Raw genomic sequence first — 13,089 nt, 5'->3', positions numbered from 1 at the left:
CCCGTGACGAGCCCGGCCCCGACCGTTTCCGCCGAGGAGCGGTCCGCCTCAGGCGTGACCGACGACCACCGTCCGGGGCCGGCGCGCCGTGACGCCGAGGCGACCAAGGCCGCCATCATCCGCGCCTGCCGCCACCTCCTCGCCCGGCACGCGCACACCGACATCACCCTCAAGGCCGTCGCCGAGCGCGCCGGGGTCAGCGCCCCGCTGATCCTCAAGTACTTCGGCAACAAGGACGCCCTGTTCTCCCAGGTCATGAACTTCGAGGCGGACGTGGAGACCTTCCTCGACGCGCCTGTGGAGGACCTCGGCCGGCACATGGTGCGACACCTCCTCACCGGCCAGTCCACGCACGGCGCCGACCCCATCCTGCGCATCGTGTTCGCCCCGCTGCACGGCGAACAGGGCGACATCCTCCGCGCCAACTTCCGTACCCAGGTCAGCGACCGCCTCGCCGAGCGCCTGCACGGACCGGACGCGGGCCTGCGCGCCGAACTGGCGGTCTCCCTCCTTCTCGGGCTCGGCGTCATGTACGGCATCGCGCGTGGCCCCCATGTGCGCTCCGCGCCCATCGAAGAGATCACCGAACGCTACGGACCAGCCGTACAGGCCCAGTTGACTCCTGGCACACTGGCCGAATGACCACAGCGGAGGAACATCCGGCGGCCACGTCCGACCTGCTCGCCCGCTTTCTGACCGGGCTCCGGGAGGCGCTGGCCGCCCCGTTCTCGCTGTGGGCGCACGGGTCGCTCGCCGGCGGGGACTACCAGGAAGGGCGCAGCGACCTCGACCTCGTCGCCGTCGTCCCGCACCCGCTCAAGCCGGACGAGGAGACACGGCTCACCATCCTGCACGAGGGAATCGACGCCGAACTGCCCCTCGCGGCGCACCTCCACTGCTCCTACCTGCCGCACGGCGACCTCGACGACCCTGACCGTACGCACTTCACCTGGGCCCACCGCGAGGCCTACGCCCGCACGGTCACGCCCATCACCCGGCGTGAACTCCACACATTCGGTCTCGTTCTCCATGGGGATCCGATCGCGGGCATCCTGCCGCCGGTGGACGACCACACGCTCAGGGAGTACATCCTCGCCGACCTGGCCGGCTACTGGAGGCCCAGGACCGGACGCCCCGAGCTGTGGCTGGAGAACGTCTGGGTCGACCTGGGCCTGATGGTCCTGGCCCGGGCCACGGTCACCCTGCGCGACGGCACCCTCATCAGCAAGGCCGAAGCCCTCGACGTCCTCACCGACCTCGGCGCGCCCGCCGACGTCGTGGCGGACATCAGGCGGCGCCGGTACGAGGACGGCCCGGCCGACGCCGACCCCGAGTGGCTCGCGCGGCGGGCAGAGCTCACCCTCGACTGGCTCGCCCCCGCACTCGACCGCACCGTCGCGGCGCACACCACCGACGGCTGAGAGCCGGCGTACCGGAGAGACGCCGAGCCGGAGGACCGGGGCGGTGTGCTGGAGAGGACCGGAGCGACGCCGAGGGGAGTGCCGGAGCGGCGCCGAGTCGGAGAGCCGGAGAGCCGGGGGCGGAGTGCCGGATTCAGGTGGTCGGATCCGTCGGCAGCCGGTCGAGCTCGATGCCGAACGATTCGCGGTAGGTGTCGAGCACCTCCCGGTCCGACGTGAGCTCCGTGCTGTGGCGCTCGCCGCCGGCCGTCGTCTTCAGCGTGCGGCCGCTCAGGGTAAGCCGGCCTTCGTCCGTGACCAGCGAGCAGACCAGCGACCGCGTGAACGGGGACCGCGGCGACGTGGAGTTGTACCAGCGGCCGACCTCGAAGTCCCTCAGCTCCCGCGGGCGTTGCTCGAGCAGGTACTCCGGTGCCCCGTCCTTGGACACGCGCAGGTCGCCCTCCTTCGTCTCGGCGATCCGGAAGACGCCACCCGGATCCCGCTGCTCACCGCGCTCACCGAAGTCGAGCGGGAAGTGGCTGTGCGCCCCGAAGCCGACGTCCGCGAGCAGATCGGCCCCGTCGACGGTGCGGACGCGGAGGGCGAGATGGTCGTACGGGATGCCGAGGTGTCCCTCCTCGCCGTACACCCGGGCCTGGAGCAGGGACACCTCGAAGCCCAGCGCGGTGAGCAGCGCCGCGAAGCCGCCGTTGAGCTCGTAACAGAACCCGCCGCGACGGCGGTCCACGAGCTTGGCGACGATCGCTTCCTCGTCGATGGAGATCTCCTCACCCAGATGGATCGAGAGGTTCTCGAACGGCACCGCCCGCTGGTGCGCGAGGTGCAGGGTGCGCAGCGCCAGAGCGGTCGGCGCCGCGGGGTGCGGTGTCGCGATGCGGCGGAGATAGGCGTCGGTACGTGAGGCGTCCATACGGCCAGTCTGGCGGGCCGGGCGGATCTGGGCCACGGTCGGAGGGACCGTAACGGCCCAGGTCGCGCGGCCTAGGACCAGCGGACCAGAAACCCTGGGGAGGCGTCCGTCAGGCCGCCCCGGCCACCGGCCGCAGCCGAACCGGGAGTTGGTCGACGCTGTTGCCCACGAAACCCGCCTTACGCGCGAGCTCCGCGTCGGGCGCGGCCAGATCGAGATCGGGGAAACGGGTGAACAGGCGCTCCAGGGCGACGGTGGCCTCCAGACGGGCGAGCGGCGCCCCCAGGCAGTAGTGCGGGCCGTGGCCCAGTGAGAGATGGCGGGCCGCCGAGGCGCGCGTGACGTCGAAGCGGTCCGCGTCCGGGCCGTGCGCGCTCCCGTCACGCCCCGCCGCCGAGTAGCCCGCGAGCACCGGAGTGCCCCGGGGTATCACCGTCCCGTCCACCGTCAGATCCCGCTTCGGGTAGCGGAACGGGAAGTAGCTGACGGGGCTGTCCCAGCGCAGCGTCTCCTCCACCACATCGGTCCAGGACGCCGCGCCCGACAGGACGAGGCCGAGCTGGTCGCGGTGGGCGCACAGGGCACGCACGGCGTTCGTGATCAGGTTCAGCGTCGTCTCGTGCCCGGCGATGATCATGAGGAGCAGGGTGCCGATCAGCTCCTGCTCGCTCAGCCGGTCGCCGTCCTCCTCGCGTGCCGCGATCAGCGCGCTCGTCAGGTCGTCGCCCGGCCGGGTCGCCCGGGACGCGGCGACCGCCGCGAGCACGGAGACCAGCTCACGGTTGGCGGCCACCGCCTCGCGCGGGCCGATGTCGGTGGCCACGACCTGGCCCGACAGATGGTGCAGCCGGCCCCTGAACTCCTCGTCCACGCCGAGCAGTTCACAGATCACGCTCATCGGGAGCGGCAGCGCGAACCGCCGCCGCAGCTCCACGATGTCCTCGCCCTCCGTCACGGCAGCCTCCAGCCCGTCGAGCAGCTCGCCGGTCAGCTCCTCGACGCGTGGCCGCAGGGCCTCGACGCGGCGCGCGGTGAACGCCCGGCTCACCAGCGACCGCAGCCGCCGGTGGTCCTCGTCGTCCGCGGTCGTCATGCCCTGCACGGTCGCGAACGTCATGAGCGGCCAGCCGTCGGGTATGCGGCCCTCGCTCAGCGCGGTGAAGTGCCGGGCGCTCTTGGCGACATCGGGGTGCGCGAGGAAGTCCTTGAGGGCGTCGTGGCCGAGGACCACCATGCCCTCGACGTCGCCGGGCAGCAGGACCGGGGCGACGGCGCCCCGGTCCAGCAGTCGCGCGTTCGCCGCGTGCGGGCAGCCACCGGCCGGGTCGATACGGTGCGGTACCACGGGTGGGATCGTCAACGGAGCTCTCCTGAACGGTCTCGGGAACGCGGGGACGCGGGAACGCGGGGACGCAGGAATCGGACGCGCGCACGCCACCTGCGGACGAACGCACGCACCTCACCTACGGACGAGTACACCTACCTCACGTATGAACACGCGTCTCCGTTCCCAAGTCGTACAGCTTCTCGAGCAGCCAGGCCTCGTTTCCCGCGAGTCCCGCCCTGTCCAGGGCCGCGTCGGCCTCCGCGATCGGCAGGGCGAGCAGCGAGGCGGCGGTCGCCGGCTCGCATCCGGTCAGCGCGGCACGCGCGGTGTGCAGCAGGCGCAGGCAGGCCTGGGCCGCGGCGAGTTCGGCATTCCTGGTCGCGTTCATGTCGATGGGCCCCTCAGCTCGGCGAAGACGTGGATGTGGAGACATGTGCCTCCACTCTTGCGCACGGGTCTGACAATTCGCCTTCGACGCGAGGGTTGAGAGGGGGTGCTCGGGGTGCTCGGTCGTCGATCCCGGCCGACCGGACTCAGTCCGTCGTCGGGACCTTCGCGCGGCGTCCCAGGTTGAGCCGCAGGCCTTCCGGCATCAGCGTCAGGCGCTCCGCGACGCGCAGCCGGTAGCCCGGTTCGGGGTGCAGGTCGTAGCGGCGCAGCAGCAGACCGAGCACCAACGTCGCCTCGTGCAGGGCGAACTGGCGGCCGATGCACGCGCGCGCCCCGGTGCCGAACGGCTTGAATACGTGCGGGGCGCGCGAGCGCACGGCCGCCGGAGCGAAGCGGTCCGGGTCGAAGGCCTCCGGGTCGTCACCCCACGCCTCCGGGTCGCGGTGCAGGAGCGATGTCAGGACCAGCGCCCAAGCGCCCCTGCGCATCGGGTGGATCCCGCCGAGCGTGGTGTCGACGGTGGCCTCGCGGGCGAACGCCGGAGCCGTCGGCCACAGCCGCAGGGACTCGTCGAGCACGCGGCGCAGGTAGCGGAGCTTGGGCACCTGCTCGTAGGCGGGCTCGTCCGCGTCACCCCACACCCGCTCCACCTCGTCGCGCGCCTTCGCGAGGACGTCGGGGTGGTGCGCGAGATAGTGCAGCGCGAACGACAGTGCCCCCGACGTCGTCTCGTGGCCCGCGACGAGGAACGTGATGACCTGGCGCCGGATGTTCTCGGGGGAGAGGCGCTCCCCGGTGTCGGGGTGGGCGACCTCCAGCATGCGGTCGAGCAGGTCGCTCTGCCCGGCGGAGGACGATCCGGGCGCGGCCCGCCGCGCGGCGACGACGTCGTCCACGGTCCGGTTCAGGTACGCCATGTCCGCGGCGTTGCGCCGCTCGGCGCCTCGCAGCAACAGGGGGGCGAGCGCCGGCGGCACGACGTTGCGCCGCTGCGCGAACGACAGCGTGCCGACCATGGCGCTCACGAACGGGTGCGGCCGCTCCCGCTCGAACGACCCGAAGTCATGGCCGAAACCGGTCCGCGCGATCGTCTCCAGGGTCAGCTTCGTCATGTCGCCGGGCACGTCCACGGCCAGGCCCGCCGCCTCCCGGGCGTCCCAGGCCGCTGTCAGGCGCCCCGCGACATCCAGCATCAGCGAGTGGTAGCCCTCCATGGCTTCGCGGCCGAAACCGGGAGCGAGCACGTCGTGCGCCAGCTGCCAGTTGGGCTCGTGGTTGTACGCGGTGAACAGGCCGTCACCGGCCACCGGCCGCAGATTGGCGACGCCCAGGCCGACATGCTTGGCGAAGCGTGACTCGTCCGCCATGTCGGCGGCGAACCGCGCGCCCCAGACGAACACGATCTCGTTCCCGAAGGCCTTGCGGCGGAAGACCGGCCCGAGCTCCTTGCCGATCCGCATCGAGTCCTGAACCGGCGTGCGCACATTCGCGCCGAGGACGTCGCCGACGAGGGGAACGCGGCGTGTCGGGTGCGGAATCCGGTCGAGCCCGGGCCAGCCGAGCTCGGCACTGCGAAAGCCCTTCGGCGGTTTCGAGTCCGTCGCCGGCCGCGTCAACTGAGCCATGATCCCCACCTGTTGGACGTAGAGAGTGCCTGTACCCGACCGTTGTTATACGTGGGTTCAATACGCTCCCCAGTGTGGTCCCGCTATTGAATTCACGTCAAGTAATGCGGGTAAGGTGCTTCCATGGCCGCCAGGGAGCCGGAGCGCACGCGCCGCCGGCTGAGCACCGAGGAGCGTCGTGAGCAGCTGCTCGGCGTGGGCGCGCGGCTGTTCGCGCAGAGCACGTACGACGACGTCTGGATCGAGCAGGTAGCCGAGATCGCCGGCGTCTCGCGCGGGCTCCTCTACCACTACTTCCCGACGAAACGGGACTTCTTCGCCGCCGTCGTCCAGCGCGAGAGCGAGCGGATGCTGCGCCTGACCGCGGCCGTTCCCGGGATCCCTGTGCGCGACCAGATCGCCGTGGGCCTGGAGACGTTCCTCGGGTATGTGGAGGCCCACAGCGAGGGCTTCCGCGCCTTCCACCGGGCCGAGGCCGCGGGCGACCCGGCCGTGCGCGAGGTGTACCGGCAGGGACTGGCCGCGCAGGAGCGCCAGATCGTCGAGGCACTCGCGGCCGACCCCGACCGGTCGCATGCCGACGGCGAGTCCCCCGTGCTCCGGCTCGCCGTACGCGGCTGGCTGGCCTTCATGGTGGCCGTGTGCCTCGAGTGGCTCGACGAGCCGGAGTTGTCACGGGATCAGGTGCGCGACCTGTGCGCGCGGGCCCTGCTCGGCGCGATCACGCCGTAGGGCCCCGCTGGGGCCGGTCTCAGCCTCCTGGAGTGGCCTGGCCCGGGGTGACCTTGACGGGCTCCGTGCCGGCGCCGCTGTGCCGGTCCGCCCAGTTCCGCAGCGCCGTCCCGAAGGCGTGGTCGAGGTGGTGAAGACCGGACAGGTCGAGCACGACGGGCCGGTCCTGCGGCAGCGCCTCCAGACTGTCGAGGATCTTCGGCAGCCGCAGGAACGTCGCGTTGCCCGTCAGATACACCTGGATCGGCCCGGCCCCCTTGTCTATGACGTCGAGCCGCACGTGCGAGGCCTCCCACGCCGTCTTGGCCACCGCGAGGGCGAGGCCGACGAGCACGCCCTCGAACATGCTGACCGCGACGATCGACACCGCCGTGACGACCAGCACCAGCGCCTCACCCCGGTGCTCACGCCACAGCCCCGCGATCTGCCGTACGGGGATCAGTTTGCCGCCCGCGTGGACCAGGACGGCCGCGAGCGCGGCGACCGGGATCACACCGAGCGCGGCGGGCAGCAGCGCCGCGAACAGCAGCAGCCACACGCCGTGCAGGACCCGGGACGCCTTGGTGCGGGCGCCTGCCTGGACGTTGGCGGCGCTGCGCACGATCACCGCCGTCATCGGCAGCGTGCCGAGCAGCCCGCACACGGTGTTGCCGGCGCCCTGCGCGATGAGTTCCTTGTCGTACGAGGTGCGCGGCCCGTCGTGCATCCGGTCGACGGCGGCCGCGCTGAACAGGCTCTCGGCCGACGCGATGAGGGTGAACGCGAGGACGGTGCCGACGACCCCGACGCTCACGAGCTGCCCGAACGCGTCGGCGCCGGGCGGCTGTACGGACTCGATCAGACCCTGCACCTCGACCCGTGCGACCGGCAGCCCGAACCCGGCGGCAGCGAGCGTCGCGAGCCCCACCGCGGCGAGCGGTGCGGGCACCACCTTGGCCGCCTTGGGCAGCCGCTTCCAGCCGAGCAGCACGACGATCGTGCCCACGCCGATGGCGAGCGCGGTGAGCGCCTTCGGTGAGGTGGCCGAGTCGATCAACAGGCCGGGCAGCCCGGCGAGTTTGCCGATGCCCGACGCGGGCGCCGGGGTGCCGGCCATCGCGTAGAGCTGCCCGGCGATCAGGACGAGGCCGATCCCGGCGAGCATGCCCTCGACGACCGCCACGGAGATCGCCCGGAACCAGCGGCCCAGGCGCAGGCTGCCCATGAGGAGCTGGAGCAGCCCCGTGGCGAGCACGATGACGCCGAGCACCGGCAGGCCGTACGCCTGCACGGCCTCGTACACGAGCACGGTGAGCCCGGCCGCGGGCCCGCTCACCTGAAGACTGCTGCCGGGCATGGAGCCGGCCACCAGACCGCCCACGATGCCGGTGACGAGGCCCAGTTCGGCCGGGACGCCGGACGCCACGGCCACGCCCACGCACAGCGGCAGGGCGACCAGGAACACGACGAGAGACGCGGCGAAGTCCTGCCGCGGTACCAAACGCTTCACGAGCGCATACCTCCAGCGCGCCCCGTGCGGGGCGCGTAGTCCTACACGTGCGGAGTGTCACGGGAGGCGGGCAGGAGGGTGCGCCGAAGACGCGGGGGAACTGCTCCTGCCCGCGCGCGCTCTCAGCAGCGGAAGACCTGGAGTATGACGGGGAGGGAGTCGGCCGCCCGTCTCGGCTGGCGGTGCGGGGACCTCTCGCCGGCGCCTGCCGTCGGCGCGACACCCGGGTCCCCGGCCTGGACCTGCCACGGGCACACGGCCCCGCGCACGGTGCCGTCGGGCACGTACTCCTCCGCGCGGTACCGGTCGCGCGGCAGGTAGTGGTGGGACGCGCTCCGGGGCAGCTCGGTGTCGTCGCAGGCGGCGACCGGGCCGCCGGCGTGCGTCACCGGCGCGTGCGCGGACGCGGAGTGGGCGCCCTTGACCAGGAGTTGGAGGACGAGCATGCCGACGGTGAGGGCCATCAGGCAGGCCCTCGTCGTCGTCGTCGTGCCCCGCGCCATCCGGTCGGCCTCCTGATCGCGTCGCCGTGTGATCCTCCTGGGCGGTCAGCAGGTTAGCCTGGCGAACTGCCCATGTGGTTACCGTAAGGTTGCGCGGCGGTAAGGGCGCGCAGGACGGCGCGTGGTGGCCGGTTTCCGGCGGTCGGATCTCAGCCGAAAGCGTCGTACACCGCGCTGATCAGGGCCATCTTGCGCGGGTCGTCGGCGATATGAGGGCCCATCCGGTTCATCACATAGCCCATCGCGACACCCGACTCGGGGTCGGCCGATCCGAACGAGCCGCCGAAGCCGTCGTGTCCGACCGCGCGCGGGTTGGGCCCGTACGAGCCGTTCGGTCCGCTCAGCCAGAGCCCGAGGCTCAGCTCCGTCTCGTGCGTGAACCCGGCGCCCAGGACGAGGTCACGGCAGCTGCCCTGACCCTCACGGATCCGCTCGGCGCCCTCCGGGGACAGGATCTGCCGGTCGCCGAGACGGCCCTTGCCCGCGACGATCGCGTACAGCGCGGCGACGGCGCGCGCCGTGCCGTGACCGTTGGCGGCCGGGATCTCGGCGGCGCGCCATGCCGCGGTGTTCGCCTCCGACGCGCCGGCGACCGGGTTGGTCAGGGCGGCGAGGGCGGCGGGGGCCAACTGGGCGAAGATCGCGGCCTGTTCGCTGGTGGCCCGCGCGCGCGGGTGCACCAGTTCCGCCGCGCGGCCCGCCTCCTTGTCCGGAAGTCCGATCGTGAAGTCGATGCCGAGGGGTCCCGTCACCTCGCGCTCCAGGAACGCGCCCGGCAGCAGACCGCTGACGCGCCGGACGACCTCGCCGACGAGGAACCCGTACGTCAGCGCGTGGTAGCCGGAGACCGAGCCGGGCTCCCACCAGGGCTCCTGCGCCGCGAGCCGGGACGTGGTGAGCTCCCAGTCGAAGAGCTGCTCCAGGGAGTGCGGCTCACGCAGCCCGGCGAGCCCGGCGCGGTGCGACAGCAGATGACGTACGAGTACGCCTTCCTTGCCTGCGGCGGCGAACTCCGGCCAGTACGTGGCGACCGGCGCGTCCGGGTCGAGCAGGCCGCGGTCGATGAGGATGTGGGCGCACAGAGCCGTCGGGCCCTTCGTCGTCGACCACACGTTGACGACCGTGTCGCGCTCCCACGCGCGCGTGCGGGCCGCGTCGGCCCAGCCGCCCCACAGGTCGACGACGGGCGCGCCGTCGACCAGGACGGTGACGGCCGCGCCCAGCTCCTCGCGCTCGTCGAAGTTCTCCTCGAAGGCGGCGCGGACGGCGTCGAAGCGCGCGTCGCAGTGTCCTTGGATGCCGGGCGCGTGCTGGGTCATGGGATCTCCGTGGGCCGAAGCGGCGAGGCGGGGCGAATGTCGGGACGGGTCCCGCAGGAGGTGAACATACCGACTGGTCGGACCAGCGGGAAGAGGGGCGACGGCCGATGGTTTTCCCGCGCAGGCCCGTCCGGCGAAAGGGGTGAAATTGCAAGGCCGCCTGTCGGCCTTCTACGGTGAGGCCATGCAGCGAGAACCCGCGGACGAGCCGCTCGCCGAACAGGTGGCCGCCGATCTCTCCACCGTGGTCGGACGCCTGCTCAGGCGACTGCGCACCGCGTCGCCCGACAGCCTCCTCACCCCGACGCAGCGGACGGTACTGGCCCGCCTCGACGGAGAGGGCCCCGCCACCACGGCCGCGCTCGCGCGCGCCGAGTACGTGCGGCCCCAGTCGATGCGGCTCACCCTCGCCGCCCTGGAGGAACGGGACTTCGTCGCGCGCACGCCCGACCCGGCCGACGGCCGTCAGTCCGTCGTCGCCATCACGCAGAGCGGCCGGAGCACCCTCGCCTCGGTCCGGGCGGCCAAGCACGGGTGGCTCGTCCAGGCCCTGGCCGGCGAGCTCGACGAGGCCGAACTGCGCACGCTCGCCGAGGCCACCGCGCTCATGGAGCGCCTGGTGGAGAAGTGAGCGGCACGGGGAACGGCCGTCCCGTCTCCCGGAGTTGATCTAGGTATGGCATTCTCCTCCCGAGCGTCGGCGGGCACCGGCCCGCCGGCAAGGGGAGGGGACATCATGAAGACCCGAAGCACCGTGATCAGAGCACTCGCCACCGGCGCCTGCGCGATCGGTCTGGTCGTCGGACTGCAGGGCCAGGCCTGGGCCGGGACCGTCACCATCTACGCGCCCAGCGGCGCCGGCAGCGCCACGTGGAACGCCGACCCGGACGGCTCGATCCCCGGCGATGCGATCCGCGCGTGCGACACCAAGTCGGACGGCTGGGGCATCGAGACCGCGCTCGACTACAACTACGACGGCATCATGGACCGGCGCGTCGACACCCGCGGCCACACGGCCGGTTACTGCAGCCCGTGGAAGGGCGGCGACCTCAAGGAGGGCAGGACCGTCCGTATGTACGTCACCCCGGTCAGCGGATCCAGCTACGGCCCCTCGACGTACATCGACGTCACGGCCTGACATCCAGCGCTTTGCGCCTCCCCCGGCGTGAGCCGGGGGAGGCCGCGTCAGGCGTCGGTTCAGAACCCGATCGCCTCGCGGAGCAGCAGGACGATTCCCTGGCCGCCCGTGAGGGGTTGCGCGTGGAGGACCAGGAGTTGGTTGACGGCGCTGGGCCGGCCGTACACCTCCAGGGCGCGGGTGGTTTCGAGGGGGAGGGCGTGTTCCTCGAGGCGGCGCAGCGCGGTGTCCAGGTCGGGGACCACCTTCTGCGCCCCGACGACCAGGATCACGCGCCCGGCGCCACCCGCGTACGCGGGCAACTGGCTTCCGCTGGCCGAGGCCACCACGAGGGAGCCGGTCTCGGTGAGCGCGGCGACGCTGCCCACGACGACGTCGGGGACGGCGATGAGGCGCCGGATGTCGTCCGCCTCGGTGGCCCGGTCCATGGTCACCGCACGGGGCTTGACGGCGGCCCGGTACCGGCCGCTGGTGTTGATGTCGTCGTCGATGCCGGACAGCCGCAGCGTCTCGCTGGCCGTGGTGAACACACTGGCGTCCCGTGGGATCAGCTCCTGGACACGGGTGCGCGCCGCGGCGGCGTCATCGAGGATCTCGACGGTGAAGCCGTGCGCCGCCAGCGCGGCTGCCGCCCGCTCCAAGCGGTCCGCGGACGCCGGGCCGGTGAACAGTGTGGCGGGAGTCGAGACGGTCATCGTGCCTCCTTGGGCGTGCGGGGGTCCCCGGCCGGTGCCGAGCCCGTCAGCGGGGTGGTGTCGAAGTACCTGATCTCGTAGACGCGCTCGGAGAACTTCCAGCCGTCGTCCGTGCGGCGGTAACGGTCGTGGTAGATCGCGTAGTTGAGGCCCTGGAAACCGCTCTTCATGCGCGCGATCTCCTGCATGTAGGCGCGGCCGGTCGCCCTGTCGCCGTCGATGCGGATCACGCCCGGATGTGTGTTCTGCACGAAGAAGTCCCACTGGGCCTGGAGCCGCTCGCCCCCGGTGCGGATCTCCTCCCGGCCGTTCATCTCGATGGGGACGTCGGGCATCCGCAGCACGCCGTCCTCCGTGAACAGGGACGCGAGGCGGGCGCGGTCGCGCATCATCGCCGCGTCGGTGAACTCGCCGCGCAGCGCCTCGATCTCCACGCGGTCGGCAATCGCTTGAAAGTCGGTCATCGGCTTCCTCCGTTCCGTATGCCTCTTACGACAACGCAGCCCTCCGGAATGTGAGGCGACGGGAACGACGTCACATTCCGAAGGGCTGTCCCGTCAATCAGATGGAGGGCACGTACGAGGCCGAGGAAAGGGAGTGCGCGACATCATGGCCAACCGATCCGAGACGGCACACGGTCAGCGGCCCGATCCGGGCCTTGACGCGATCATGAGCGAGCGGCGCCAGCTGACCGATCTGGCGTACCGGCTCCTCGGCTCGCTGGCCGACGCCGAGGACGTCGTGCAGGAGACGTACGTCCGCTGGTACGGCATGGACCGGCCGCAACGGGATGCCATCGATTCCCCCGGCGCCTGGCTGACGACGGTCGCGAGCCGCATCTGCCTCAATCTGCTCGGCTCCGCCCGTGCGCGCAGGGAGCGCTACGTGGGCGAGTGGATCCCCGAGCCGCTTCCCGAGCGCCGGGAGTGGACCGACGGCGGCGCGGCGGACCCGGCGGACCGGATCACCCTCGACGAGTCGGTCGACATGGCCTTCCTCGTCGTACTGGAATCCATGACGCCGGCCGAACGCGTCGCCTTCATCCTTCACGACGTCTTCCGTTACGCGTTCGCCGAGGTGGCCGAGATCGTCGGCCGCACGCCGGCGGCCTGCCGTCAGCTGGCTTCCTCGGCCCGCCGCCGCATCCGCGACGCGCAGGCCCCCGCCGGGCCGACGACCGCGCAGGCCGGCATCGTCCGGGAGTTCAAACTGGCCTGGGCGGCGAAGGACGTGGGCGCCCTCGTGGGCCTTCTGGACCCCGACGCCACCGTGATCGCCGACGGCGGGGGCCTGGTCGGCGCCCTCCGCCGGCCGATCACGGGCCGCGAACGGGTAGCCCACGCCTATCTCAACGTCGCCCGCCTGGCACCCGACCTGACGCTTCTGGAGCGCACGGTCAACGGCCGGCCCGGCCTGGTCGCCCAGCAGGACGGCGTCACCGTCACCGTGTTCGCGTTTCGCATCTCCGGCGACCGGATCACCCACATCTGGGCCGTACGCAACCCGGAGAAGCTGCGCCCCTGGACAGAGGGCTGAC

At 72.0% G+C, this 13,089-nt stretch carries 15 protein-coding genes; 6 read left to right on the top strand and 9 right to left on the bottom strand.

Translation table 11 applies throughout. The features are described from left to right. Positions 1-54 precede the first annotated feature (54 nt). Positions 55-642 carry a TetR/AcrR family transcriptional regulator gene (locus OHO83_RS05330; RefSeq protein WP_443066094.1) on the top strand — a complete coding sequence of 196 codons (588 nt, stop codon included), beginning with the start codon at positions 55-57 and terminating at the stop codon, positions 640-642. After that, positions 639-1,421: a nucleotidyltransferase domain-containing protein gene (locus OHO83_RS05325; RefSeq protein ID WP_266678385.1), complete on the top strand. Its 783-nt coding sequence runs from the start codon at positions 639-641 to the stop codon at positions 1,419-1,421. Before OHO83_RS05330 ends, OHO83_RS05325 begins: the two co-directional genes overlap by 4 nt. Before the next feature lie 133 nt (positions 1,422-1,554). Here the strand turns inward: OHO83_RS05325 and OHO83_RS05320 are convergent, their stop codons facing one another. The 4 genes from OHO83_RS05320 to OHO83_RS05305 all read right to left on the bottom strand — a co-directional run bounded on the left by OHO83_RS05320 (position 1,555) and on the right by OHO83_RS05305 (position 5,676). Further along, positions 1,555-2,334, bottom strand: a complete 780-nt coding sequence (locus tag OHO83_RS05320) for an arylamine N-acetyltransferase family protein (protein ID WP_330278802.1) — start codon at positions 2,332-2,334, stop codon at positions 1,555-1,557. 109 nt (positions 2,335-2,443) lie between these two features. Beyond that, positions 2,444-3,694 carry a cytochrome P450 family protein gene (locus OHO83_RS05315; RefSeq protein WP_329432308.1) on the bottom strand — a complete coding sequence of 417 codons (1,251 nt, stop codon included), beginning with the start codon at positions 3,692-3,694 and terminating at the stop codon, positions 2,444-2,446. A 124-nt stretch (positions 3,695-3,818) separates the two neighbouring features. Then, a complete protein-coding gene (locus tag OHO83_RS05310) occupies positions 3,819-4,049 on the bottom strand; it encodes a hypothetical protein (protein WP_266678391.1) in 231 nt (76 codons plus the stop codon). A gap of 145 nt (positions 4,050-4,194) precedes the next feature. Next, complete coding sequence (locus OHO83_RS05305; RefSeq protein ID WP_266678393.1) at positions 4,195-5,676, bottom strand: cytochrome P450; 1,482 nt, start codon at positions 5,674-5,676, stop codon at positions 4,195-4,197. Positions 5,677-5,799: 123 nt separating this feature from the next. Here OHO83_RS05305 and OHO83_RS05300 point away from each other — a divergent pair, with 123 nt between their 5' ends. After that, complete coding sequence (locus OHO83_RS05300) at positions 5,800-6,408, top strand: TetR/AcrR family transcriptional regulator (RefSeq protein ID WP_266678395.1); 609 nt, start codon at positions 5,800-5,802, stop codon at positions 6,406-6,408. A gap of 19 nt (positions 6,409-6,427) precedes the next feature. On the opposite strand, the gene OHO83_RS05295 is transcribed toward OHO83_RS05300, so the two are convergent. The 3 genes from OHO83_RS05295 to OHO83_RS05285 all read right to left on the bottom strand — a co-directional run bounded on the left by OHO83_RS05295 (position 6,428) and on the right by OHO83_RS05285 (position 9,719). Beyond that, positions 6,428-7,897, bottom strand: a complete 1,470-nt coding sequence (locus tag OHO83_RS05295) for a SulP family inorganic anion transporter (RefSeq protein WP_266678397.1) — start codon at positions 7,895-7,897, stop codon at positions 6,428-6,430. A 122-nt stretch (positions 7,898-8,019) separates the two neighbouring features. Beyond that, positions 8,020-8,400, bottom strand: coding sequence for a hypothetical protein (locus tag OHO83_RS05290; protein WP_330278801.1), 381 nt, complete (start codon positions 8,398-8,400; stop codon positions 8,020-8,022). Between the two features lie 149 nt (positions 8,401-8,549). Beyond that, entirely contained in the window at positions 8,550-9,719 is a 1,170-nt protein-coding gene (locus OHO83_RS05285) for a serine hydrolase domain-containing protein (RefSeq protein WP_330278800.1), read from the bottom strand. A 184-nt stretch (positions 9,720-9,903) separates the two neighbouring features. On the opposite strand from OHO83_RS05285, the gene OHO83_RS05280 reads away from it, so the two are divergent. Both OHO83_RS05280 and OHO83_RS05275 read left to right on the top strand, forming a co-directional pair. Beyond that, on the top strand, positions 9,904-10,350 hold the full coding sequence (locus tag OHO83_RS05280; RefSeq protein ID WP_330278799.1) for a MarR family winged helix-turn-helix transcriptional regulator: 447 nt from the start codon (positions 9,904-9,906) through the stop codon (positions 10,348-10,350). A 105-nt stretch (positions 10,351-10,455) separates the two neighbouring features. Further along, positions 10,456-10,857, top strand: a complete 402-nt coding sequence (locus OHO83_RS05275) for a hypothetical protein (RefSeq protein WP_266678405.1) — start codon at positions 10,456-10,458, stop codon at positions 10,855-10,857. Positions 10,858-10,916: 59 nt separating this feature from the next. Here the strand turns inward: OHO83_RS05275 and OHO83_RS05270 are convergent, their stop codons facing one another. Together OHO83_RS05270 and OHO83_RS05265 are read right to left on the bottom strand one after the other, a co-directional pair. Then, on the bottom strand, positions 10,917-11,552 hold the full coding sequence (locus tag OHO83_RS05270) for an LUD domain-containing protein (RefSeq protein WP_266678407.1): 636 nt from the start codon (positions 11,550-11,552) through the stop codon (positions 10,917-10,919). Continuing rightward, positions 11,549-12,016, bottom strand: a complete 468-nt coding sequence (locus tag OHO83_RS05265; RefSeq protein WP_329432305.1) for a nuclear transport factor 2 family protein — start codon at positions 12,014-12,016, stop codon at positions 11,549-11,551. The genes OHO83_RS05270 and OHO83_RS05265 overlap by 4 nt, the downstream gene beginning before the upstream one ends. A gap of 145 nt (positions 12,017-12,161) precedes the next feature. On the opposite strand from OHO83_RS05265, the gene sigJ reads away from it, so the two are divergent. After that, positions 12,162-13,088: an RNA polymerase sigma factor SigJ gene (gene sigJ, locus OHO83_RS05260; RefSeq protein WP_266678411.1), complete on the top strand. Its 927-nt coding sequence runs from the start codon at positions 12,162-12,164 to the stop codon at positions 13,086-13,088. Position 13,089 lies beyond the last annotated feature (1 nt).

Source organism: Streptomyces sp. NBC_00569, assembly GCF_036345255.1.
GTDB lineage: Bacteria > Actinomycetota > Actinomycetes > Streptomycetales > Streptomycetaceae > Streptomyces.
The sequence above is the reverse complement of the archived record's forward strand: the minus strand, read 5'-3'. Positions and strand labels throughout refer to the sequence as shown.